Here is a 24600-nt window from a genome sequence, read left to right on the forward strand (position 1 = left end):
GCGTTCTCCTCAGGCGGCGTTCTTGAGTTTCGGGTCCAGCGCATCGCGCAGGCCGTCGCCCATCAGGTTGATTGCCAGCACACTGAGCAGAATGGTCAGGCCAGGCAGGCTCACCACCCACCAGGCGCGCTCAATGTAGTCACGGGCCGAAGCCAGCATGGTGCCCCACTCCGGGGTTGGCGGCTGTACACCGAGGCCGAGGAAACCCAGGGCAGCGGCGTCGAGGATCGCCGAGGAGAAGCTGAGGGTTGCCTGCACGATCAGCGGTGCCATGCAGTTGGGCAGCACGGTGACGAACATCAGCCGTGGTAGCCCGGCACCGGCCAAGCGTGCTGCGGTCACGTAGTCGCGGTTCAGCTCGCCCATCACGGCGGCACGGGTCAGGCGCACGTAGGAGGGCAGGGAAACGATGGCAATGGCAATGACGGTGTTGATCAGGCCTGGGCCGAGGATGGCAACGATGGCCACCGCCAGCAGCAGCGAGGGCAGGGCCAGCATCACGTCCATCAGACGCATGATCGATGGGCCGAGCAATTGCGGGAAAAAGCCGGCCAGCAGGCCCAGCAGGATGCCCGGGATCAGCGATATCACCACAGACGACAGGCCGATCAGCAGCGACAGCCGCGCGCCCTGGATCAAGCGTGAAAGCAGGTCGCGGCCCAGCTCGTCAGTGCCGAGGATGAATTGCCAGGTGCCGCCCTCCAGCCACACGGGCGGTGTCAGCAGGAAGTCGCGGTACTGCTCGCTGGGGTCATGCGGGGCGACCCACGGTGCAAACAGCGCACAGAACACCACCAGGCACATGAAGGCCAGGCCCATTACAGCGCCTTTGTTGCGCGCGAAGGCTTGCCAGAACTCTTTGTAGGGCGAGGGGTAGAGCAGGCTCTGGTCCACCGGGCTGGCCGGCGACACGGGTTTGGGAATCGGGCTAGTCATGGCAAGGGCCTCAGCGCTGATGACGGATGCGTGGGTTGGCCAGGCCGTAGAGAATGTCCACGACGAAGTTGACCAGGATCACCAGGCAGGCGATCAACAGGATGCCGTTCTGGACCACGGGGTAGTCACGGGCGCCGATGGCTTCGATCAGCCATTTGCCGATGCCCGGCCAGGAAAAGATTGTTTCGGTCAGCACCGCACCGGCCAGCAATGTGCCAACCTGCAGGCCGAACACGGTCAGCACCGGGATCAAGGCATTGCGCAAGCCATGCACGAACACCACGCGCGCTGGCGACAGGCCTTTGGCGCGGGCGGTGCGGATGTAGTCTTCGCGCAATACTTCGAGCATCGACGAGCGGGTCATGCGGGCGATGACCGCCAACGGGATGGTGCCGAGCACGATGGCCGGCAATATCAGGTGCATCACCGCGTCCTTGAACGCGCCTTCCTCATCACTGAGCAGCGTGTCGATCAGCATGAAGCCGGTTTTGGGCTCGATGTCGTAGAGCAGGTCGATGCGCCCGGACACCGGGGTCCAGCCCAGGCTCACCGAGAAGAACATGATCAGGATCAGGCCCCACCAGAAGATCGGCATCGAGTAGCCGGCCAGGGAAATACCCATCACCCCATGGTCGAACAGCGAACCGCGCTTGAGCGCGGCGATCACCCCGGCCAGCAGGCCGACGATGCCGGCGAACAGCAGGGCGGCGAAGGCCAGTTCCAGGGTGGCCGGGAATAAGGTGAGAAACTCGCTCCACACGCTTTCGCGGGTACGCAGCGATTCACCCAGGTCACCTTGGGCGAGCTTGCCCACGTAGTCCAGGTACTGGACCGGCAGTGGTTTGTTCAGGCCCAGGCGTTCCATGGCCTGGGCATGCATTTCGGGGTCGACCCTGCGCTCGCCCATCATGACTTCCACCGGGTCGCCGGGGATCAGGCGTATGAGCGCGAAGGTCAGCAAGGTGATGCCGAAAAAGGTCGGTATCAGCAGGCCCAGGCGCCGGGCAATAAAGCTCAACATTGTCGGGGTTACCTCTTCAGACCGTGCGGCCAGTAGCACGCCACGGCAGTGCCGCCGGTCCCCGTGTGGGTTGCCGGCGGTCGTAGTTGTTCTACTTCACCTTGGTGGTGGCGAAGTTATTTTTGGTCAGAGGGCTGATCACGTAGCCCTCCACGTTGTCACGCATGGCCACGAACACCTTGGGGTGGGCCATACTGATCCAGGGTTGGTCGTCATCGTACACCTTCAATGCCTCGCTATAGAGCCTTGCACGTTCGTCGTCGTTGATCACTTCGCGGGCGCGGGTGATCAGCTCCTGGAATTTCGGGTTGCACCAGCGGGCGTAGTTTTCGCCGTTCTTCGCCGCTTCGCAGCTCAGCAGCGGGGTGAGGAAGTTATCGGGGTCGCCGTTGTCGCCGGCCCAGCCGGTGGACACCAGGTCGGCTTCGCCCTTTTTGGCGCGGCGCAGCATTTCGGCCCACTCCATCACGCGGATATCCAGCTTCAGGCCGATCTGCTTCAGGTCAGCCTGCAGCATTTCGGCGGAGAGCCGCGGGTTAGGATTGGTCATGCCGCCGCCGTTGCGGGTGAACAGCGTGATCACCGTGCCCTGCGGCACGCCAGCTTCCTTGAGCAGCGCGCGCGCCTTGTCGAGGTCGCGTGGCGGGTTCTGGTTACGGGTGTTGTAACCGATCATGGTCGGTGGATAAGGGTTCACGCCGACCAGCGCATTGCCTTTGCCAAAAAGCTGGTCAACGTGGGCCTGGCGGTCGAAGGCCATGTCGATGGCTTTGCGCACGCGCACATCGCTGAGGTATTTGTGCTCGGTATTCATGGCGATGTAGCCGGTGACCAGCGCTTCGGTCTCGGCCACCTTGAGCCTGGGGGCGGCCTTGATCGCCGGTACGTCTTCCGGCTTGGGGTACAGCGCGATCTGGCACTCGTTGGCGCGCAACTTCTGCAGGCGCACGTTGCTGTCGGTCGCGATGGCGAACACCAGGGCATCGGCCGGCGGTTTGCCCCGGAAGTAGTCCGGGTTGGGCTTGAAGCGGACCTGGGCGTCCTTGTTGTAGCGCTGGAAGATGAACGGGCCGGTGCCGATCGGCTTGCTGTTCAGCTCGGCGGTTTTACCGGCCTTGAGCAACTGGTCGCCGTATTCGGCGGAATAGATCGACGTGAAGCCCATGGCCATGTCGCGCAGGAACGGTGCTTCGGCCCGGGTGAGGGTGATCACCACGGTGTGGTCGTCAGTCTTGTCCACCGACTTGAGCAGGCTCTTGAAGGCCATGCTTTCGAAATACGGGTAACCGACACTGGTCTTGTCATGCCAAGGGTGCGCAGGGTCGAGCTGACGGCGCAGGCTCCATAGCACATCGTCGGCGTTGAACGTGCGCGTGGGGGTGAAGTAGTCGGTGCTGTGGAATTTGACGCCCTGACGCAAATGGAAGGTGTAGGTCAGGCCGTCTTGGGAAATGTCCCAGCGTTCGGCCAGCGCTGGCTCGATGTCGGTTGTACCTGGCTTGAAGTCGACCAGGCGATTGAACAGCGTTTCGGCGGTGGCATCGAACGTGACGCCGGTGGCGTACTGCACAACGTCGAACCCTTCCGGGCTGGCCTCGGTACACACCACCAGCGGTTTGGCCGCTAGCTGCGTGGCGCTGCTCAGCACCAGCGCGGCCAGGGCAAGGCGTAACGGTATCGATTTGATGAAAGCGCTCTGCATGGGTCACGGACTCCCGGCTTGCATTGATTCCAGCGTAGCTGCCACGGCCCGCAGCGAAACGGGCCGTGGCGCCAGCGGTCAGAGAATGTTGAATGGAATGGTGGTCACCACCCGGAACTCGTCGAGGCTGCCGTCACCTTGTGCCTTGCTGGCGCGGTGCGCGGTATAGGTGGCGCGGATGCTGGTGTCTTTCAGCGGCCCGCTTTGCACCGCATAGCTGGTGCCGATGCCCCACTCGTAGTGGTTTTCGCCGTCCAGGCCATTCACGTCGTAGGCCGTGCCACGGTAATGGGTGCCGTCGATACCCCAGCCACGGGCGTTGTACAGGTTGAACTTCAGGCCCGGCACGCCATAGGGCGCCATGTTCAGTACGTAGGAGATCTTCAGCGATTTTTCGTTGGGGCCGTTGAAGTCCGACAGCAGCGAGTTGGCCAGGTAGATGCCGTTGGTCTCGTGCAGGTAGTCGAAGTACTCGTTGCCGTTGACCTGCTGCCAGGAGGCACCGAGGGTGTGGGCCTGATGGGTCAGGTCGAGCGACAGGCTGTAGACGTCGTTGTCGATCTTGCCCATTTTCTGGCTGCCGGCGTCTACGGTCTTGTAGTAGTTCAGGCCGGTGCTCAGGCTGAGTACCGCGCTGTCGCCCAGCATGTGGTTGGCGCCGAAGTAGTACTGGTTCCAGAAGTCGTCGACCTTGGTGGCGTACAGGCTGGTGCTCAGGCTCTTGAACGGCTGGTAGTTGATGCCGGCGGTACTGGCGCGGTCGGTTTCTACGCCGGTGGCGCTGTATTCGCTGCGGAATTTGCTGAGGCTTTGCTCGGTACGCGGCGAGACGCGGTCGAAGGTGCCCGCGTCGAAGCTGAGATTTTCGAACTCGGCGCTGTGCAGGAACGCACCCTGGAAACTCGACGGCAGGGCGCGGTTGCCGATGTAGGCGATCATCGGCGTGTCCACCGACTGACGGCCGAGGGTAAGGGTGGTGTTGGACACGCGCGCCTTGATATTGCCCAAGCCCAGCTTGCTCCACTGGCCGATGGGGTCGCCATCGCTGTGGGTGAGCGTGCGGTTGTTGGGGCCGGCGACGGCCTGGCGGCTCTGTTGCAGGGCGATGGCGTTATAGCCGGCGGCCTCGACGGCAAAGCCTACGGTGCCTTGGGTGAAGCCGGAGCTGTAGTTGAGGATGGTGCCCTGCAGCCAGTTTTCGCGGCTGTGGGTGGCGTGGCGGGTGCCGTCGCTTTTGTAGTAGCGCCACAGCGGGGCGCGGGCGCCGCGCTCGCGGGCGTACCAGTTGCGCGTGGTGCCGGACAGGCTCTGGCCGTCGATGAAGCCGCTGGCTTGTGCCTGCTCGCTGCTGGCTTTGAGGGTGAGTGGAATGTATTCCTGGCTTTGCGGGTCGGCCTGCGCCACGGTGGATAAGGCACTGATGGATAAAGCCAGTGCGGTCAAGGTGAATACTCTCAAGGTTGAAGCTCCCATTCTTTTCTAGTTATTGCCGGCCTTGTGGGCCGGATGGTTGTTGCGGTGTTGCCAGGGTTGCCGCGGGATCACCGGGCTAAATCGGGGGCGTTGTGTTGGCCGGTACTGGCTAACGCTTAATCAACACTCACACCGGAAAAATCATTGCGCCCAAACGGGCTGACCTTGAACTGGGAAACCTTGACGCTGAGCGGTTGGTTAATCTTGGAATGCGCAACCGGGGTAATCGGCACCTGTTGCTTCAACCGCTGCTGGGCCTGCTGGTACAGGGCGGTGCGCTGGGTGCGGTCGGTAACCTGCTTGGCTTGCTTGACCAGGCTGTCGTACTGCGGGTCGCACCACAGCGAGTAGTTGTTGCTGCCGATGGCATCGCAGCTGTAGAGGGTGCCCAGCCAGTTGTCCGGGTCGCCGTTGTCACCGGTCCAGCCGATCAGGGCGATGTCGTGCTCGCCGCTTTTCATGCGCTTGATGTACTCGCCCCATTCATAGCTGACGATGCGCACCTTGAAGCCGAGCTTGCTCCAGTCGGCCTGGAGCATTTCAGCCATCAGCTTGGCGTTAGGGTTGTACGGGCGCTGTACGGGCATGGCCCACAGGGTTATCTCGGTGCCAGGCTTGACCCCTGCCTGCTGGAGCAGCTGTTTGGCCTTTTCCGGGTCGTAGGGTGCGTCCTTGAGGCTTTCGTCATAGGACCACTGGGTGGGCGGCATGGCGTTGACCGCCTGTTGGCCGGAGTCCTGATACACCGCCTGGATGATGGCTGTCTTATTCACCGCCATGTCCATCGCCTGGCGTACTTCCAGGCGGTCGAATGGCGGGTGCTGGGTGTTGTAGGCGATGTAGCCGAGGTTGAAGCCCGGCTGCTGCAGCACCTGCAGCTTGTTGTCGGCCTTGAGTGCCGGCAGGTCGGCCGGGCGTGGGTGCAGGGTGACCTGGCATTCGTTGCGGCGCAGCTTCTGGATACGCACTGAGGGGTCGATGTTGATCGAGAACACCAGGTTGTCGATCTTCACTTCATTCGGTGCCCAGTAATCCTTGTTGCCCTTGTAGCGGATCTGCGAATCCTTCTGGTAACGCTGGAACACGAACGGCCCGGTGCCGATGGGCTGCTGGTTGATGTCGCTGGGGCGACCGCTGGCCATCAGTTGGTTGGCGTATTCGGCAGAGAGGATGGAGGCGAAACTCATGGCCAGGTTCTGGATGAACGCGGCGTCGACTTCGTTGAGGGTGAACTTCACCGTGTGCTCGTCGAGTTTCTCCACCTTGGCGATGTTCTTGTCCAGGCCCATGCTGATGAAATAGGGAAATTCGGTGGGGTAGGCCTTGCGGAACGGATGGCCCTTGTCGAGCATGCGATTGAACGTGAACAGCACGTCGTCGGCGTTGAAGTCACGGCTCGGGCTAAAGGCCTTGTTGCTGTGGAACTTCACCCCTTCGCGCAGGTGGAAGGTGTACTGCAGGCCATCGTCCGATACCTCCCAGTGCGTCGCCAGGGCAGGGTGTACGGCGGTGCCGCCGCGCTCGAACTCCACCAGGCGGTTGTAGATCGGTTCGGCGGCGTCGTTGTCGGTGGCGGTGGTGTACTGGGCGGTGTCGAAGCCGGCAGGGCTGCCTTCGGAGCAGAACACCAGGTTGTTGGCCAGCAGGGCCGGGGATTGGCTGAGCAGTCCGAGGGCTAGCAGGGTCGATAGGCAAGTAGCGTGGCGCATGGCGAGTCCTTTTTCATCTGTTTGCACCGCCTCGGGGTACGAATGACGGCAACAGTTCGCCTACCCCGCGGCGGGTAGCCGCAGGACGACATGAAGAGGTGATGGGGGAAGGCACCCGCTATTGTGCGGGTGCCGCAGTTACCCTATTTTTCCACGCTGACGCCATAGAAGGAGTTCAGCGCAAACGGGCTGATCTTGAAGTCCTTCACCTTGGCGCTCATTGGCTGGTACACGGTGGAGTGGGCGATCGGGGTGATCGGTACCTGCTCCTTGAGTATGTGCTGTGCTTTCTGGTACAGCTCGGTGCGCTTGGCCTGGTCGGAGGTGGCCTTGGCCTGCTTGATCAGGTCGTCGTAGGGCTTGAAGCACCATTTGGAGAAGTTGTTGCCATCGACCGCATCGCAGCCGTAAAGGGTGCCCAGCCAGTTGTCCGGGTCGCCGTTGTCGCCGCTCCAGCCAATCAGCATCGCGCCCTGTTCGCCGCCTTTGGAGCGTTTGATGTACTCGCCCCATTCGTAGCTGACGATTTTTGCCTTGATGCCGATCTTGGCCCAGTCCGATTGCAACATCTCGGCCATCAGCTTGGCATTGGGGTTGTACGGGCGTTGCACGGGCATGGCCCACAGGGTGATTTCAGTACCTTCCTTGATGCCGGCTTCCTTGAGCAGTTGCTTGGCCTTTTCGGGGTCGTATGGCGCATCCTTGATGCTGTCGTCATACGACCACTGGGTCGGCGGCATGGCGTTGACGGCCAACTGGCCGGCGCCCTGATAGACCGACTCGATGATCTTCTTCTTGTCCACCGCCATGTCCAGCGCCTGGCGCACTTTCAGCTGCGCCATCGGGTTGGCCTCATTGCTGCCCTTGATCTTGTCCATCACGTTGTAGGCGATGTAGCCGAGGTTGAAGCCGGCCTGCTGTGGCATTTGCAGGTTCTTGTCGGCCTTTAGCGGCTCGATGTCGGCCGGGCGGGGGAACAGGGTGACCTGGCACTCGTTCTTCTTCAGCTTCTGCATGCGCACCGAGGCGTCGGTGGTGATGGCGAAGATCAGGTTGTCGATCTTCACGTCATCGGGTTGCCAGTAGTCCTTGTTGCCCTTGAAGCGGATCTGCGCGTCTTTTTGATACTTGCTGAACACGAACGGGCCGGTGCCGATCGGCTTCTGGTTGATGTCGGCCGCCTTGCCGTTGTTCAGCAACTGGTCAGCGTATTCGGCGGACTGGATGGAGGCGAAACTCATGGCCAGGTTCTGGATGAACGCGGCGTCGACTTCGTTGAGGGTGAACTTCACCGTGTGCTCGTCGAGTTTCTCAACCTTGGCGATGTTCTTGTCCATGCCCATGTCGGTGAAGTACGGGAACTCGGTGGGGTAGGCCTTGCGGAACGGGTGGTCCTTGTCGAGCATGCGGTTGAAGGTGAACAGCACGTCGTCGGCGTTGAAGGGGCGGGAGGGCTTGAAGTAGTCGGTGGTGTGGAACTTGACGCCTTCACGCAGGTGGAAGGTGTAGGTCTTGCCGTCGTCGGACACTTCCCATTTGGTCGCCAGGCCCGGGATGACTGCTGTACCGCCGCGTTCGAACTGGGTCAGGCGGTTGAACACGGTCTCGGCCGAGGCGTCGAAGTCGGTCCCGGTGGTGTATTGCCCCGGGTCGAAACCGGCCGGGCTGCCTTCGGAGCAGAACACCAGGTTGGACGCGGCAAGCGCCGACGGTGCGCCGGTGAGCAAGCCTGCACCCAGCAGGAACGGAATGACTGCGTGTTTGAGCATGGTGGCCTCATTGTTGTCATTTTTCGGATGAGGTGGCCTCGTGAGCCGACCTGCGGATACTTATGCAGGGGATGTTCCCAATGCAACAGGTAGAAGGATAGTTGGCGCCAGAAAGGTGGTACGTTCGTACATGGATGTCGCATCGGTATAACTTTCGACGAAGTTAAACGTTTGCGCAGGCAAAATGATGGCATTTTGCAGGATGTTTCGAGGCGGGATTAAATGTAGGAAGCACCTTAGTGGTGCGTAGGAAATGTCTGAAATCGCAAAATTGAAGGTGGGCGCGGTCTTTGTGGGAGCGCCCCGGCAAGGCCGCTCCCACAGCGAGTTCGTAGCTTTTACGGCATCTGCACTTCGATCAAGCCATCGGCATTCATGCTCACTTCACTGGTACCCGCCTCGATATCCGGCGCTGGCGCCGCCTCGTCAGCCCCCATGGCCTTCATTGCCATCGGTGCGCTACGCAGGTACGGGCGCGGGTAGCCGCTGCTGTTGAGGTTCAGGCTGACCACTTTGTAGCCCTTGCCGCCCAGCGCCTCGGTGGCCAGTTGCGCACGCGCCTTGAAGGCATCGACTGCGTCCTTGAGCAGTGCATCCTCGCTGGCCTTGCGTGTGGCCGGGGCAATGGAGAAGTCCATGCCGCCCATTTTCAGTTCTTGCAGCAGGTCGGCGGTAAGCTGGGACAGGGCCGGGAAGTTGGCGCTTTCCAGGCGCAGCTCGGCGCGCTCGCGCCAGCCGGTGATCTTCTGGCCCTTGCTGTCATAGACCGGGTAGCTGTTGCGGCTGCCCTGGCTGATCTTCACGTCCTTGACCTGGCGCGACTGCTGCACGGCCTTGTTCATGGTTTCGGTGATCTGCTTGGCGAGCTTGCCCGGGTCGGTGTTCTGCGCTTCGCTGTACAGGGTCACGACCATCAGGTCACGCGCCACTTCCTTGCTGACTTCGGCACGCAGCGATACCTGGTTGTAACGCGGTTCATCGGCAGCCAGCACCGGCAGGCTGGCGAGCAGGCCGCAAGACAGGACAAGGGCGGCGCCGCGACGAGGGATTTGCATGTGGTACTCCTTGGCAATAAAAGGCGTGGGGTCTGGTCATCCATTCCACGCATGGCCCATGTGACCGGCAACAGTGTAGTGGGTTCAAAAGTGCCATCATGAACCTGTGACAAAGTGTGGCGCTTTGCCGCATCGCTGCAGCGAGGCGCCCGGCTTCGGTATACTCCAGCCGATTTTTCTGGAGCACTCATCAGGAGAGCTCATGCTCGCCGCCGAACAACCGCTGTCTGCTACCCGCCAGAACCTCTGGCGCCTGACCGTCATTCGGGTCCTGGTCCTGGCTGCCCAGGCAGGCTCCGTGGGCGTTGCCTACTGGACCGAACTGCTGCCTTTACCTTGGCTGTCGCTGGCTGGCACCTTGGCCTTGTCCTCGCTGCTGTGCGCCTTCACGGCCCTGCGCCTGCGCCTGTCGCTGCCGGTCACCGAAATGGAATATGCCCTGCAGCTGGCCTGCGACCTGCTGATCCACAGTGCCTTGCTGTATTACTCCGGTGGCTCGACCAACCCGTTCGTGTCGTATTACCTGGTACCGCTGGCGATTGCTGCGGTGACTTTGCCGTGGCTGTATTCGCTGATTCTTTCGGGCATCGCCCTGACGGCCTACAGCCTGCTGCTGGTACAGTTCTACCCGCTCGAAGGCCTGCCGATGGCGCGGGACAAGATGCAGGTGTACGGCATGTGGCTCAGTATTGCCCTGGCCGCTGCGGTGATCACCTTCTTTGCTGCGCGCATGGCCGAAGAGCTGCGCCGCCAGGAGCAACTGCGTTCCGAGCGCAGGGAAGAAAGCCTGCGAGACGAGCAGCTACTGGCCGTGGCCACCCAGGCCGCTGGCGCCGCCCATGAACTGGGCACGCCGTTGGCGACCATGAGCGTGCTACTGAATGAAATGCGCCAAGACCACGCTGACCCGTTGCTGCAAGAAGACCTGCAGATCCTTCAGGACCAGGTAAAACTGTGTAAAGAGACTTTGCAGCAGCTGGTGCGCGCCGCCGAAGCCAACCGCCGCCTGGCGATCGTGGAGCAGGACGTGACTGCCTGGCTGGACGAGGCGCTGAACCGCTGGCACCTGATGCGCCCGGAAGCCAGTTACCGCTTCCAGCGCCTGCGCGACGGCAAAGTGCCGCGCCTGACGCCGCCACCGGACCTGACCCAGGCGTTGCTGAACCTGTTGAACAATGCCGCCGATGCCTGCCCCGATGACCTGGAAGTGCGCCTGGACTGGGATGCCCACGACATCGTCATCAGCATCCGTGACCACGGCCCGGGCGTGCCGCCGGCCATTGCCGAAGCCATCGGCAAACCCTTCATTACCACCAAGGGCAAAGGCTTCGGCCTTGGCCTGTTCTTGAGCAAGGCCAGCGTGACCCGTGCGGGCGGTTCGGTGAAACTCTATAGTCATGAACAGGGTGGCACCCTGACCGAACTGCGCCTGCCCTATGGCAAGCGAGGAGATGAATGATGAGCGAAGAAAACCAGGTCGAAAGCGAAGAGCTGCCGCACCTGCTGCTGGTGGACGACGATGCCACCTTCACCCGGGTCATGGCCCGGGCCATGAGCCGCCGCGGTTTCCGCGTGAGCACTGCCAGTTCTGCCGAGGAGGGCTTGATCCTGGCCCAGCAGGACCTGCCGGATTACGCCACGCTGGACCTGAAGATGGACGGCGACTCGGGCCTGGTGCTGCTGCCCAAGCTGCTGGAGCTGGACCCGGAAATGCGCGTGGTGATCCTGACCGGTTACTCGAGTATTGCCACGGCGGTGGAGGCGGTGAAGCGGGGCGCCTGCAACTACCTGTGCAAACCGGCCGACGCCGATGACGTGTTGGCGGCGCTGTTGTCGGAGCACACCGACCTGGATACCCTGGTGCCAGAAAACCCGATGTCGGTCGACCGCCTGCAGTGGGAGCATATCCAGCGCGTATTGAATGAGCACGAGGGCAACATCTCGGCCACTGCACGGGCGCTGGGCATGCACCGGCGTACCTTGCAGCGCAAATTGCAGAAGCGGCCGGTTCGGCGCTGATTCTTGCAGGGCCTGTACCGGCCTCTTCGCGGGCACGCCCGCGAAGAGGCCGGTACAGGCATTGGATAATCTCAAAGACAATTCCTTTTATCGCGCTCGATCCCCGCAAATCCCAGCCGTTGGCGTATCATTAGCCCCCTAACGGCAACCCCCCTCCAGGATCGCTTGCGCATGCTCGCCCTTCTTATCCAGACGCTGAACATCACGGCACCGGTCTTCGCCATGCTGTTCATGGGCGTACTGCTCAAACGCATCCATCTGATCGATGACAACTTCAACCGCGTCGCCTCGCAACTGGTGTTCAACGTCTGCATGCCGGCGCTGCTGTTCCTCGGCATCTACCACGCCGACCTGGCCTCAGCGGTAAAACCGGGTGTCATCCTCTACTTCATCGTCGCCACTCTGGTCGGTTTCGCCATCGCCTGGGGCCTGGCCATCTGGCGCAGCCCGCTGGCAGAGCGAGGCATCTATACCCAGGGCGCGTTTCGCGGCAACAACGGCGTGATCGGCCTGGCCTTGGCCGCCAGCCTGTACGGTGACTATGGTATCTCCTTGGGGGCGGTGCTCGCCGGCCTGGTCATCCTCATGTACAACTCGCTGTCGGCAGTGGTACTGGCGGTGTACAGCCCGGACCTCAAGTCCGACCCGTGGAGCATCTGCAAGAGCATTTTCAGCAACCCGTTGATCATCAGCGTTTTGGTCGCCACGCCCATGGCCTACGGCCAGGTGCCGCTGCCCAACTGGCTGCTGACCTCGGGCGATTACCTGGCGCAGATGACCCTGCCGCTGGCGCTCATCTGCATTGGCGGCACACTGTCGCTGGCGGCGTTGCGCGACAGTGGCAGGCTGGCCATCGATGCCAGCCTGGTGAAGATGGTCTGGCTGCCACTGCTCGGTACCCTCGGTGCATGGTTGTGCGGTTTCCGGGGGGCGGAGCTGGGTATCCTGTTCCTGTACATCGGCAGCCCGACCGCAGCCGCCAGCTATGTGATGGCGCGAGCGGCCAATGGTAACCATGAGCTGGCAGCGTCGATCATCGTGATTACCACGCTAATGGCGGCGATCACCACCAATATCGGCATTTTCATCTTGCAGTGGGGCGGATGGATCTAGATCCTTGACTGCAAACAACACAAAAACACAGCCTCACTGAGCTAAAGGACACTTCATGCAAGACCAGAGCACGCCCGAGCGGTTACAGCGCGGGCTGAAGAATCGCCATATCCAGTTGATCGCGCTGGGCGGGGCCATCGGCACCGGTTTGTTCCTGGGCATCGCCCAGACCATCCAGCTGGCAGGCCCTTCCGTCCTGCTGGGCTATGCCATCGCCGGCCTGATGGCTTTCCTGATCATGCGCCAGTTGGGCGAAATGGTGGTGGAAGAGCCGGTTGCCGGCAGCTTCAGCCACTTCGCCCACCAGTACTGGAGCGAGTTCGCCGGCTTCGTGTCGGGCTGGAACTACTGGGTGGTGTACGTGCTGGTCGGCATGGCCGAACTGACTGCGGTGGGCATCTACGTGCAGTACTGGTGGCCAGAGTTCCCGACCTGGGCGACGGCAGCGATCTTCTTCGTGGTGATCAACCTCATCAACCTGACCCAGGTAAAGGTCTACGGCGAGATGGAGTTCTGGTTCGCCCTGGTCAAGGTGGTGGCTATCGTCAGCATGATCGGCTTTGGCGCCTGGCTGTTGAGCAGCGGCCATGGCGGCCCGGATGCCAGCGTGGCCAACCTGTGGCAGTACGGCGGCTTCTTCCCTAACGGTGTCACTGGCCTGGTGATGGCGTTGGCGGTGATCATGTTCTCGTTCGGTGGCCTGGAGCTGGTGGGCATCACCGCTGCCGAGGCTGACAACCCTCGCCAGAGCATTCCCAAGGCCACCAACCAGGTGGTTTACCGCATCCTGATCTTCTACATCGGTGCCCTGGCGGTACTGCTGTCGCTGTACCCGTGGCAGAAGGTGGTGCAGGGCGGCAGCCCGTTCGTGATGATCTTCCACGAGCTGGACAGCGACCTGGTGGCGACCATCCTCAACATCGTGGTGCTGACGGCCGCGCTGTCGGTGTACAACAGCTGTGTGTATGCCAACAGCCGCATGCTGTTCGGCCTGGCCAGCCAGGGTGACGCGCCGCGTCAATTGCTGAAAGTGAGCCGCAGCGGTGTGCCGCTGACTGCATTGGGTGTTTCGGCCTTTGCGACCGGCCTGTGCGTGGTGATCAACTACCTGATGCCGGGTGAGGCCTTTGGCTTGCTGATGGCCCTGGCGGTGTCGGCATTGGTCATCAACTGGGCGAGCATCAGTATTACCCACCTGAAATTCCGAAAGGCCAAGCTGGCCGCCGGCATTACCCCGTTCTACAAGAGCTGGGGGCACCCGTTGACCAACTACCTGTGCCTGGCGTTCATCGTGCTGATTCTGGTGGTGATGTACCTGACGCCGCCGATCCGCATCTCGGTGATGCTGATCCCGGGGTGGATCCTGGTGCTGTGGGTGGCCTTCAAGATGAAGAAGGCTCGCCAAGCCAGGTAAGACAGTGCCGGCCTCTTGGCGGGTTTGTCCGCGAAGAGGCCGGTACAGGCAACTACTGATAGCTGTCGATCACTTCCTGTGCCGCCCTGAAGGCATCAATCGCCGCCGGCACTCCCGCATACACTGCGCAATGCAGCAATGCCTCGCGAATCTCCTCCACCGTACAGCCATTGTTCAATGCCCCGCGCACATGCCCCTTGAGCTCTTGCGGGCACTTGAGTGCCGTCAGCGTGGCCAGGGTAATCAGGCTGCGGGTCTTCAGTGGTAGCCCCGCGCGGGCCCATACGCTGCCCCAGGCATGTTCATTGACAAAGTCCTGTAGCGGCTGGGTAAAGTCGGTGGCATTGCCCAGTGCGCGGTCGACGAATGCATCGCCCATTACCTGGCGGCGAATCTGTTCGCCGGTCTTGTTGCTATCAGCCATGTTGTTTTCCTTAGTGTTGGCGGCGCCAGGCGCGCACGGTGGTGAACAGCAACACCATGGCGAGTACCGGCAGTACATAGAACAGCATCAAATGCTCAAGACGACCAGCCAGCGGCATGCCCATGGTAAAGGCCGCTACGTGCAGGCCATAAGCCAGGTACAGGCAAAGGAATACCAGGCCTTCGGCACGGGTGACGCGATAGCCGGAATAAAACACCGGCAGGCTCAGTGCCGCAACGCCAAGCATCACCGGCAGGTCGAAAGACAGCGCGTTGGGTGAGATCGACAGGGGCTCGGGCGTGACGAGTGCGGTCAGGCCCAATACAGCCAGCAGGTTCAACAGGTTGCTGCCGATCACTGTACCCACGGCAATTTCCCGTTCGCCGCGCAGGGCGGCAATCAGTGCGGCGGCCAGTTCAGGCAGGGAGGTGCAGATGGCGACAACGGTAAGGCCAATGATGCGCTCGGACAGGCCCAGGTCGGTGGCAACCTCCACAGCGGCCTCCAGCAGCAGGTGGCCCGCCAGGCTCAGCAAGCCAAGGCCGGCCAGCACCTGCAGCAGCGTGCCGGACCAGAAACGCCCGGCACCGGTTTTTGCGCTGTCCGGGGCAGGGTAGGTACGGGCATAGTGGCGTGACTGGTGCCAGAGCATCGCCAGGTAACCGCCCAGACCCAGCAGCAACAGCCCTCCTTCAACCCGGCCCAAGTGGCCGTTGGCAGACAGCGCATAGACCAGGCCGCTGGCGATGATCATCAGCGGAATGTCCAGGCGCACCAGTTGGCGCGACACGCGCAGGGGAATGATCAGCGCGGCCAGGCCAAGAATGACCAGCACGTTGAAGATATTACTGCCGATTACGCTGCCCACCGCCACATCCGGCGCGCCCTGGTAGGCAGCCTGCAAGCTTACGGTAAGTTGTGGCGCGGTACTGCCGAAGGCCACCAGGCTCAGGCCGATGATCAGCGGGCGTACGTGAAGACGCTGGGCCAGGCGCAGCGCGGCGCGCACCAGCAACTCGGCGCCGCCCACCAGCAACACCAGGGCGATGCCCAGTTGCAGGAGGCTGAAGGTGGGTAGGGTAGCCAGGTCGAAAATGGTCGGACTCCTGTCGCGTCAGTCGCTAAGCCCTTGTACTCGCACGCGCGCTGTTCCGCTACGGAGCATGCCGATTTTTTCTGCGGCGGCGCGTGACAGGTCGATCAGCCGGCCGCGGGTATGTGGGCCACGGTCGTTGATGCGTACCACCACACTGCGCTGGTTGGCCAGGTTGGTCACCAGCACGCGGGTGCCGAAAGGCAGGCTGCGGTGGGCGGCGGTAAGGCCATGCTGGTTGAAGGGTTCGCCGCTGGCGGTGCGTTTGCCGTGGTGGCGTGAACCGTAATAGGAGGCGGTTCCGGTTTTGTCATAACCGCGTGGGTCGATGTCGTGGCTGGCGCAGCCGGCCAGGAAAGCGAAGAGGGCCAGGGTGCCGAGGGATCGTTTTAGCAAGTCAGGTGCTCTCCAGTGCGGCCATTCGCGGCTAAAGCCGCTCCTACAGGTACGGCGCAGCCCTTGAGAGCGGCGCCGTACCTGTAGGAGCGGCTTTAGCCGCGAACGAGGGCGAAGCCCTCGCAGCATTACAGGGGTAAAACAATCACCCTTCGAGCTTGGCCTTGAGCAATTGGTTCACCTGCCCCGGGTTGGCTTTGCCTTTGGACGCTTTCATTGCCTGGCCAACGAAGAAGCCGAACATCTTGCCACGCTTGGCTTCATCGGCCGCGCGGTACTGTTCGACCTGCTCGGCATTGGCTGCCAGCATCTCGTCGAGCATCTTGTCGATCGCACCGGTGTCGGTGACCTGCTTCAGGCCTTTGCTCTCGATGATGCTGTCGGCGTCGCCTTCACCGGCAGCCATGGCCTCGAACACGGTCTTGGCAATTTTGCCGCTGATGGTGTTGTCGCGGATGCGCAGCAGCATGCCACCCAGTTGTGCGGCGCTGACGGGCGCCTGGTCGATTTCGACACCCAGCTTGTTCAGCAGGCTGCCCAGTTCGACCATGACCCAGTTGGCGGCCAGCTTGGCATCGCCACCGATCTTGACCACTTCTTCGAAGTAGTCGGCCTGTTCGCGGCTGGACGCCAGCACGTTGGCGTCGTAGGCCGACAGGCCGTACTGGCTCTGGAAGCGCTCGACCTTCTGCGGGGGCAGTTCCGGCAGGCCGGCGCGGACGGTTTCGAGAAAGCTGTCCTCGATGACCACCGGCAGCAGGTCCGGGTCGGGGAAGTAACGGTAGTCGTTGGCTTCCTCCTTGCTGCGCATGGAGCGGGTTTCGTCCTTGTTCGGGTCGTACAGGCGGGTTTCTTGCACCACCTTGCCGCCGTCTTCGATCAGGTCGATCTGGCGCTGGATTTCGCTGTTGATCGCGCGCTCGATGAAGCGGAACGAGTTGACGTTCTTGATCTCGCAGCGGGTGCCGAATTCGGCCTGGCCTTTCGGGCGGATCGACACGTTGCAGTCGCAACGCAGCGAGCCTTCGGCCATGTTGCCGTCGCAGATGCCCAGGTAGCGCACCAGTGCGTGGATGGCCTTGACGTAGGCCACGGCTTCCTTGGCGCTGCGCATGTCCGGCTCGGAGACGATTTCCAGCAGTGGTGTGCCGGCACGGTTCAGGTCAATGCCGGTGGAGCCGCTGAAGTCTTCGTGCAGGCTCTTGCCGGCGTCTTCCTCAAGGTGCGCGCGGGTGACCCCGATGCGCTTGATGGTGCCGTCCTCCAAGGCGATGTCCAGGTGGCCCTTGCCGACGATCGGCAGGTCCATCTGGCTGATCTGGTAACCCTTGGGCAGGTCCGGGTAAAAGTAGTTCTTGCGCGCGAACACGTTGCGCTTGCCGATTTCGGCATCGATGGCCAGGCCGAACATGCACGCCATGCGCACGGCTTCCTGGTTCAGCACCGGCAGTACGCCAGGCATCCCTAAGTCAACCAGGCTGGCCTGGGTGTTCGGCTCGGAGCCAAAGGTGGTGGCGCTGCCGGAGAAGATCTTCGACTGGGTGGCGAGCTGAGTGTGGATTTCCAGCCCGATCACAACTTCCCATTGCATGTGTGAATTCCTCAGAAGCCGTTGGGGGCGCGGGTGTGCCAGTCGGTCACTTGCTGGTAGCGGTGCGCGACGTTGAGCAGGCGACCTTCCTGGAAGTACGGCGCCAGCAACTGCACGCCGACCGGCAGGCCGTCGACGAAGCCGGCCGGCATCGACAGGCCCGGCAGGCCCGCCAGGTTGGCGGTGATGGTGTAGACGTCTTCCAGGTAGGCGGCGACCGGGTCGCTGCTCTTGGCGCCAAGCTTCCAGGCCGGGTTTGGCGTGGTCGGGCCGAGGATCAGGTCGACGTCGTTGAAGGCGGCCATGAAGTCGTTCTTGATCAGGCGGCGGATTTGCTGCGCCTTCACGTAGTAGGCGTCGTAGTAGCCGGCCGACAGGGCGTAGGTACCAACCATGATACGGCGCTGTACTTCAACGCCGAAGCCTTCGCCACGGGAGCGCTTGTACAGGTCGGTGAGGTCCTTCGGTGCTTCGCAGCGGTAGCCGAAGCGCACGCCGTCGAAGCGCGACAGGTTGGAGGAGGCTTCAGCCGGAGCGATCACGTAGTAGGCCGGGATGGCGTGCTGCATGTTCGGCAGGCTGATTTCCTTGACCACGGCGCCGAGCTTTTCCAGCTCCTTGACGCTGGCCTGGACCAGGTCGGCGATGCGCGGGTCGAGGCCGGCGCCGAAGTATTCCTTCGGCAGGCCGATGCGTAGGCCCTGCAGCGAGGCGTTGAGGTTGGCGCTGTAGTCCGGCACCGGCTCTTCGATGCTGGTGGAGTCCTTGGCGTCGAAACCGGCCATGCCTTGCAGCAGCAGGGCGCAGTCCTCGGCAGTGCGGGCCAGCGGGCCACCCTGGTCGAGGCTGGAGGCGTAGGCGATCATGCCCCAGCGCGAAACGCGACCGTACGTCGGCTTGAGACCGGTGAGGTTGGTCAGTGCTGCCGGCTGGCGGATCGAGCCGCCGGTGTCGGTGCCGGTGGTGGCCGGCAGCAGGCGTGCAGCCACGGCAGCGGCCGAACCACCCGACGAGCCGCCCGGAACGTGTTCGAGGTTCCACGGGTTCTTCACCGCGCCGTAGTGGCTGGATTCGTTGGCCGACCCCATGGCGAATTCGTCCATGTTGGTCTTGCCCAGGGTGACCATACCGGCTTCGGCCAGCTTGGCGACCACGGTGGCGTCATACGGCGCCTTGAAGTTGTCGAGCATCTTCGAGCCGCAGCTGGTGCGCACGCCGTTGGTGCAGAACAGGTCCTTGTGGGCGATGGGGGCACCCAGCAGCGCGCCGGTTTCGCCAGCGGCGCGACGGGCGTCGGCGGCACGCGCCTGGCCCAGGGCCAGGTCTTCGGTGACGCTGATGAAGCTGTTGATCTGAGGGTCGAGCTGCTTGATGCGCGCCAGCAGGGCGCCGGTCAGCTCTTCGGAAGAAAACGACTTGTCGGCGAGTCCGCGGGCGATCTCGGCCAGGGTCAATTGATGCATGGCAGGCTCTATCCCTTACTCGATGACTTTGGGAACCAGGTACAGACCGCTTTCGGTCGATGGCGCGATTGCCTGGTAGGCATCACGCTGGTTGCTTTCGGTGACCTGGTCGGGGCGCAGGCGCTGGCTGGCCTCCAGGGGGTGGGCCAGGGGTTCGATGCCAGTGGTATCGACCGCTTGCATCTGGTCAACCAGCCCGAGAATGCTGTTCAGGGCGTCAGTAATGCGTGGCAGTTCGCCATCATTCAGGCCCAGGCGGGCCAAATGGGCGATCTTTTCCACGTCGCAGCGTTCAAGCGCCATGGGGATCTCCAGGGGAAACAAAGAACGGAATTTGGGTCCGCAGTGAGGAACATGTCAGCTTTCTGACGGTCTAACGGCCGCGAATTTCTGCTGGCGTGCTCGGAAAAACAGCCAATTTAACATATTGGCTCCTTGCCCAAAATCCCTGCCATTGTTAGAGTTTGCCGCACTTTTTTACCCACGCTTTCCCCAGGGTCACTTTCCCATGTTCAAGAAACTGCGTGGCATGTTTTCCAGCGATCTTTCCATCGACCTGGGTACTGCCAACACCCTTATTTACGTGCGTGAGCGCGGTATCGTCCTGAATGAGCCCTCGGTTGTTGCCATCCGTACCCATGGCAACCAGAAAAGCGTTGTCGCCGTCGGTACCGAAGCCAAACGCATGCTGGGCCGTACGCCTGGCAATATTGCTGCCATTCGTCCGATGAAGGACGGCGTCATCGCCGACTTCAGCGTGTGCGAAAAAATGTTGCAATATTTTATCAACAAGGTTCACGAGAACAGCTTCCTGCAGCCAAGCCCGCGTGTGCTGATCTGCGTGCCGTGCAAGTCGACCCAGGTAGAGCGCCGCGCCATTCGCGAGTCGGCCCTGGGGGCCGGTGCCCGTGAAGTGTTCCTGATCGAAGAACCCATGGCTGCCGCCATCGGTGCCGGCCTGCCGGTTGAGGAAGCCCGCGGTTCGATGGTCGTCGATATCGGTGGTGGTACCACTGAAATCGCCCTCATCTCGCTGAACGGCGTGGTTTATGCCGAATCCGTCCGCGTTGGCGGCGACCGCTTCGATGAAGCCATCGTCACCTACGTGCGCCGCAACTACGGCAGCCTGATCGGTGAGTCCACCGCGGAGCGCATCAAGCAGGAAATCGGTACTGCCTACCCGGGCGGCGAAGTGCGCGAAGTCGACGTGCGTGGCCGTAACTTGGCCGAGGGCGTACCGCGTGCCTTCACCCTGAACTCCAACGAAGTGCTCGAAGCGCTGCAGGAATCGCTGGCGACCATCGTCCAGGCGGTCAAGAGCGCCCTGGAGCAGTCGCCGCCCGAGCTGGCTTCGGACATCGCCGAGCGTGGCCTGGTGCTGACCGGTGGTGGCGCGCTGCTGCGTGACCTCGACAAGCTGCTGGCCCAGGAAACCGGCCTGCCGGTGATCGTCGCCGAAGACCCGCTGACCTGTGTCGCCCGTGGTGGCGGTCGCGCTCTGGAGATGATGGACAAGCACGCGATGGACCTGCTCTCCAGCGAGTGATCCCACTTGCTGTTCGCGAGCGCCCGGTTTACAGGTAGTACGCACAGTGCTACCTGTATGTGCTGGGCTGGCGCCCGTTCAGGGCGCCGTATCCGTCAACCCGCAACCAGGCTGGTGCGTTGTCCCATGTCCAATGACCTCCTGAGTCGTCCACGAGGAACGGCCCATTAAACCGCTTTTCTCCAAGGGCCCTTCGCTGGGCGTTCGCCTGCTCGTTCTGGTGGTGATGTCGGTCGCGTTGATGGTTGTCGACGCGCGTTTTGACGTGCTCAAACCCGTGCGCAGCCAGATGGGCGTGGTACTGATGGAGTCGTACTGGATCACCGACCTGCCGCAGCGTGCGTGGCAAGGTGTGGCCGGCCAGTTCGGCAGCCGCAACGAACTGATCGCCGAAAACGAAAAGCTCAAGACCGAGGCCCTGCTGCTGCAGGGGCGCCTGCAGAAGCTGGCGGCCCTGACCGAGCAGAACGTGCGCCTGCGCGAGTTGCTGAACTCTTCGGCGCTGGTCAACGAAAAGGTCGAAGTGGCCGAGCTGATCGGTGTCGACCCCAACCCGTTCACCCACCGCATCCTGATCAACAAGGGCGAGCGTGACGGCGTGTTCCTCGGCCAGCCGGTGCTTGATGCCCGGGGCCTCATGGGCCAGGTGGTCGAACTGATGCCTTACACCTCGCGGGTGCTGCTGCTGACCGACACTACCCACAGCATTCCGGTGCAGGTCAACCGTAACGGCCTGCGCGCCATTGCCAGCGGCACGGGCAACCCGGAGCGCCTGGAACTGCGCCATGTGGCCGATACCGCCGACATCAAGGAAGGCGACCTGCTGGTCAGCTCCGGCATGGGTCAGCGTTTCCCGGCAGGTTACCCGGTGGCCACGGTCAACGAAGTGATTCACGATTCCGGCCAGCCGTTCGCCATCGTGCGCGCCATCCCCACCGCCGCGCTCAATCGCAGCCGCTACATGCTGCTGGTGTTCAGTGACCGGCGTACCCCGGAACAGCGTGCTACCGATGCAGCTATCGCCCAGGAAGAAGCTGACCGTAAGGGCGCCTCGGCCCCTGGCCAGCCGGTAAGCCCGGGCGAGCAGGGCGTGCCAGCCAGCACCGCGCCCGTTGTACCGGCCACGACGGCCGTACCCGCCGCGCCGGCCGCTCAGCCAGCAGCTCCGGCTGCTGCCCCTGCCACGCCGGCTGCCGCGCCTGCCGCACCCGCTCACACCCGGAGGCAATGATGCCTGCATCGCGCCGCAACAACGGCTGGGTCATCTGGCTGACTTTTGCTATCGGCCTGCTGCTCAGCGTCTCGCCCATGCCGCAGTTCATGGAAGTGTTCCGGCCCATGTGGCTGGCCTTGCTGGTGTCGTTCTGGACCCTGGCCGTGCCGAACAAGGTTGGCATGACCACGGCGTTCGTGCTGGGCTTGGCCGAAGATGTGCTGTATGGCACCTTGCTGGGGCAGAACGCACTTATCCTGACCCTCATAACCTTCCTGGTGCTGTCGCTGCAACAGCGCTTGCGCATGTTCCCCATGTGGCAGCAGAGCCTGGTCATCCTGGTGATCTTCGGCATCGCGCAGTTGATCCAGCTGTGGCTCAGCGCACTGACCGGTAATCGCCTGCCTACCCTGGCGCTGGTCTGGTCGGCGGTCATCAGTGCCTTGCTCTGGCCTTGGATCAGCTTTGCCCTGCGCGACCTGCGCCGACGCTTGCATATCAACTGACGGCGACGTCGACACTGACAGGGAGATGTCTGCATGAACCCGCTATACCTGGCCTCCGGCTCGCCCCGTCGTCGTGAACTGCTGACCCAGATCGGTGTGCCGTTCAGCGTCGTCAGTGCCCCCGTCGATGAAACCCCGCTGCCCGACGAAAGCGCCCCGGCCTACGTCGAACGCCTGGCCCGGGCCAAGGCTGCCGCCGGCCTGGCCAGTGTCGAGGGAACGGCTGTCGTCCTGGGCGCAGACACCGCCGTGGTGCTCGATGGTCGTATTCTCGGCAAGCCGGAAAGCCGCGAAGATGCCTTGGCTATGCTGGCCGACCTGTCAGGCCGCGAGCATCAGGTACTGACCGCCGTCGCCCTCACCGATGGCCAGCGCGTTCAAAGCCTGTGCGTCACCAGCCAGGTGCGCTTCCGTGCGATCAGCGACGATGAAGCGCAGCGCTACTGGGCCAGCGGCGAACCGGCGGACAAGGCGGGTGGCTACGCCATCCAGGGCCTGGGCGCGGTGTTCGTCACTGGCCTGTCCGGCAGCTACTCGGCGGTGGTCGGCCTGCCCCTCAGCGAAACGGCCGATTTGCTTGGCCAGTTCGGCGTTGCCTGCTGGCAATCGCCGGCGCATACGCCAGAGGTAACAAACCTGCGGTAGCCAGCAATGCATACGCCATCCATCATTACAAAAGACCTTTGACGAGAGCCGGCCATGAGTGAAGAGATCCTGATCAACATCACCCCGATGGAGTCACGCGTGGCGGTGGTGGAAAACGGGGTACTGCAGGAGGTGCACGTCGAGCGCACCCAGCGCCGTGGCATTGTTGGCAATATCTACAAGGGCAAGGTGGTGCGCGTGCTGCCAGGCATGCAGGCGGCTTTCGTCGACATCGGCCTGGAGCGCGCAGCGTTCATCCATGCCTCGGAAATTTCCCAGCGCGAAGGCTCGGCGGTAGAGAACATCACCGCCCTGGTCCACGAAGGCCAGGCCTTGGTAGTGCAGGTGACCAAGGACCCGATCGGCACCAAGGGTGCGCGCCTGACCACCCAGTTGTCGATCCCTTCGCGCTACCTGGTGTACATGCCCCGCAGCAGCCATGTTGGCATATCGCTGAAGATCGAAGACGAAGCCGAGCGTGATCGCCTCAAGCAGGTGGTCAGCGGCTGCATGGAAAGCGAAAACATCAAAGATGCCGGTGGCTTTATCCTGCGCACCGCCGCTGAAGGCGCACGCGCTGAAGAAATTCTGCAGGACATCCGCTACCTGCGTCGCCTGTGGGAGCAGATTGGTACCCAGATCAAGACCTGCGGCGCGCCCACGGTTATCTACGAAGACCTGGGCCTGGCCCTGCGCACGCTGCGCGACCTGGTCAACCCGAAGATCGAGAAGATCCGTATCGACTCGCGGGAAACCTTCCAGAAAACCACGCAGTTCGTTGGCGAGCTGATGCCGGAAATCGCCGACCGCCTCGAGCACTATCCGGGCGAGCGCCCCATCTTCGACCTGTACGGCGTTGAAGACGAGATCCAGCGTGCGCTGGAGCGCAAGGTGCCGCTCAAGTCGGGTGGCTACCTGGTGGTCGACCCGGCCGAAGCGATGACCACCATCGATGTGAACACCGGCGCGTTCGTCGGCCATCGCAACCTGGAAGAGACCATCTTCAAGACCAACCTGGAAGCCGCCACCGCCATCGCCCGGCAACTGCGTCTGCGCAATATCGGCGGCATCATCATCATCGACTTCATCGACATGGAAGATGAAGAGCACCAGCGCCAGGTGCTGCGCACCCTGGAAAAACAGCTGGAGCGCGATCACGCCAAGACCAACATCATCGGTATTACCGAGCTGGGCCTGGTGCAGATGACCCGCAAGCGCACCCGTGAAAGCCTGGAGCAGGTGCTGTGTGAGCCGTGCCTGGCCTGCCAGGGGCGCGGCAAGCTGAAAACCCCCGAGACCATTTGTTACGAGATCTTCCGAGAGATCCTGCGTGAGGCCCGAGCCTATCAGGCTGAGGGCTACCGTGTACTGGCCAACCAGAAGGTGGTCGACCGCCTGCTGGATGAAGAGTCTGGCAACGTCGCTGAGCTGGAGGCTTTCATCGGTCGAACCATTCGCTTCCAGGTCGAGTCGATGTATTCGCAGGAACAATACGACGTGGTGCTGCTCTGA

General features: G+C 62.4%; 22 protein-coding genes. 9 read left to right on the plus strand and 13 right to left on the minus strand.

Going from position 1 to position 24600, the window contains the following annotated elements:
- Positions 1–9 precede the first annotated feature (9 nt).
- From D906_RS18065 to D906_RS18095, 7 genes are all read right to left on the minus strand, one after another.
- Entirely contained in the window at positions 10–936 is a 927-nt protein-coding gene (locus tag D906_RS18065) for an ABC transporter permease subunit (RefSeq protein ID WP_019098681.1), read from the minus strand.
- A 10-nt stretch (positions 937–946) separates the two neighbouring features.
- The gene (locus D906_RS18070) at positions 947–1957 is read right to left on the minus strand and encodes an ABC transporter permease subunit (protein WP_012316108.1); all 1011 of its coding nucleotides are present in this window, start codon (positions 1955–1957) and stop codon (positions 947–949) included.
- 91 nt (positions 1958–2048) lie between these two features.
- Positions 2049–3659, minus strand: coding sequence for an ABC transporter substrate-binding protein (locus tag D906_RS18075; RefSeq protein ID WP_027615478.1), 1611 nt, complete (start codon positions 3657–3659; stop codon positions 2049–2051).
- A 78-nt stretch (positions 3660–3737) separates the two neighbouring features.
- A complete protein-coding gene (locus D906_RS18080) occupies positions 3738–5117 on the minus strand; it encodes an OprD family porin (RefSeq protein WP_027615479.1) in 1380 nt (459 codons plus the stop codon).
- 131 nt (positions 5118–5248) lie between these two features.
- The gene (locus tag D906_RS18085; protein ID WP_027615480.1) at positions 5249–6841 is read right to left on the minus strand and encodes an ABC transporter substrate-binding protein; all 1593 of its coding nucleotides are present in this window, start codon (positions 6839–6841) and stop codon (positions 5249–5251) included.
- A gap of 143 nt (positions 6842–6984) precedes the next feature.
- Positions 6985–8610: an ABC transporter substrate-binding protein gene (locus D906_RS18090; protein WP_025753796.1), complete on the minus strand. Its 1626-nt coding sequence runs from the start codon at positions 8608–8610 to the stop codon at positions 6985–6987.
- A gap of 338 nt (positions 8611–8948) precedes the next feature.
- On the minus strand, positions 8949–9665 hold the full coding sequence (locus D906_RS18095; RefSeq protein WP_016713165.1) for an SIMPL domain-containing protein: 717 nt from the start codon (positions 9663–9665) through the stop codon (positions 8949–8951).
- 202 nt (positions 9666–9867) lie between these two features.
- On the opposite strand from D906_RS18095, the gene D906_RS18100 reads away from it, so the two are divergent.
- The 4 genes from D906_RS18100 (at position 9868) to D906_RS18115 (ending at position 14211) form a co-directional block, all read left to right on the plus strand.
- Positions 9868–11124, plus strand: a complete 1257-nt coding sequence (locus tag D906_RS18100; RefSeq protein ID WP_019098686.1) for an ATP-binding protein — start codon at positions 9868–9870, stop codon at positions 11122–11124.
- Positions 11124–11684, plus strand: coding sequence for a response regulator transcription factor (locus D906_RS18105; protein ID WP_003255244.1), 561 nt, complete (start codon positions 11124–11126; stop codon positions 11682–11684). The genes D906_RS18100 and D906_RS18105 overlap by 1 nt, the downstream gene beginning before the upstream one ends.
- Positions 11685–11855: 171 nt before the next feature.
- Positions 11856–12797: an AEC family transporter gene (locus D906_RS18110; RefSeq protein WP_025753795.1), complete on the plus strand. Its 942-nt coding sequence runs from the start codon at positions 11856–11858 to the stop codon at positions 12795–12797.
- Positions 12798–12852: 55 nt separating this feature from the next.
- The gene (locus D906_RS18115) at positions 12853–14211 is read left to right on the plus strand and encodes an amino acid permease (protein WP_019098687.1); all 1359 of its coding nucleotides are present in this window, start codon (positions 12853–12855) and stop codon (positions 14209–14211) included.
- A 52-nt stretch (positions 14212–14263) separates the two neighbouring features.
- On the opposite strand, the gene D906_RS18120 is transcribed toward D906_RS18115, so the two are convergent.
- The 6 genes from D906_RS18120 to gatC all read right to left on the minus strand — a co-directional run bounded on the left by D906_RS18120 (position 14264) and on the right by gatC (position 19481).
- Complete coding sequence (locus tag D906_RS18120) at positions 14264–14635, minus strand: carboxymuconolactone decarboxylase family protein (protein ID WP_025753794.1); 372 nt, start codon at positions 14633–14635, stop codon at positions 14264–14266.
- A 10-nt stretch (positions 14636–14645) separates the two neighbouring features.
- A complete protein-coding gene (locus tag D906_RS18125) occupies positions 14646–15689 on the minus strand; it encodes a calcium/sodium antiporter (RefSeq protein WP_025753793.1) in 1044 nt (347 codons plus the stop codon).
- Between the two features lie 60 nt (positions 15690–15749).
- Positions 15750–16124 carry a septal ring lytic transglycosylase RlpA family protein gene (locus tag D906_RS18130; protein ID WP_019098690.1) on the minus strand — a complete coding sequence of 125 codons (375 nt, stop codon included), beginning with the start codon at positions 16122–16124 and terminating at the stop codon, positions 15750–15752.
- Between the two features lie 145 nt (positions 16125–16269).
- A complete protein-coding gene (gene gatB / locus D906_RS18135; RefSeq protein ID WP_016713158.1) occupies positions 16270–17715 on the minus strand; it encodes an Asp-tRNA(Asn)/Glu-tRNA(Gln) amidotransferase subunit GatB in 1446 nt (481 codons plus the stop codon).
- An 11-nt stretch (positions 17716–17726) separates the two neighbouring features.
- Complete coding sequence (gatA, locus tag D906_RS18140) at positions 17727–19178, minus strand: Asp-tRNA(Asn)/Glu-tRNA(Gln) amidotransferase subunit GatA (protein ID WP_025753792.1); 1452 nt, start codon at positions 19176–19178, stop codon at positions 17727–17729.
- A 15-nt stretch (positions 19179–19193) separates the two neighbouring features.
- Positions 19194–19481 (minus strand): Asp-tRNA(Asn)/Glu-tRNA(Gln) amidotransferase subunit GatC, encoded by a 288-nt coding sequence (gene gatC, locus D906_RS18145; RefSeq protein WP_003255165.1) that lies wholly within the window; start codon positions 19479–19481, stop codon positions 19194–19196.
- A 205-nt stretch (positions 19482–19686) separates the two neighbouring features.
- Between gatC and mreB the strand changes: the two genes are divergently transcribed.
- The 5 genes from mreB (at position 19687) to rng (ending at position 24600) form a co-directional block, all read left to right on the plus strand.
- Complete coding sequence (gene mreB / locus D906_RS18150; RefSeq protein ID WP_003255163.1) at positions 19687–20724, plus strand: rod shape-determining protein MreB; 1038 nt, start codon at positions 19687–19689, stop codon at positions 20722–20724.
- Between the two features lie 226 nt (positions 20725–20950).
- A complete protein-coding gene (mreC, locus tag D906_RS18155) occupies positions 20951–21955 on the plus strand; it encodes a rod shape-determining protein MreC (RefSeq protein WP_025753791.1) in 1005 nt (334 codons plus the stop codon).
- On the plus strand, positions 21955–22443 hold the full coding sequence (gene mreD, locus D906_RS18160; RefSeq protein WP_016713154.1) for a rod shape-determining protein MreD: 489 nt from the start codon (positions 21955–21957) through the stop codon (positions 22441–22443). Before mreC ends, mreD begins: the two co-directional genes overlap by 1 nt.
- A 33-nt stretch (positions 22444–22476) precedes the next feature.
- A complete protein-coding gene (locus D906_RS18165) occupies positions 22477–23088 on the plus strand; it encodes a nucleoside triphosphate pyrophosphatase (RefSeq protein WP_019099447.1) in 612 nt (203 codons plus the stop codon).
- Between the two features lie 54 nt (positions 23089–23142).
- Positions 23143–24600, plus strand: coding sequence for a ribonuclease G (gene rng / locus D906_RS18170; RefSeq protein WP_016713152.1), 1458 nt, complete (start codon positions 23143–23145; stop codon positions 24598–24600).

The sequence above is a fragment of the Pseudomonas sp. LAIL14HWK12:I1 genome, from assembly GCF_003202095.1.
Lineage (GTDB): Bacteria > Pseudomonadota > Gammaproteobacteria > Pseudomonadales > Pseudomonadaceae > Aquipseudomonas > Aquipseudomonas monteilii.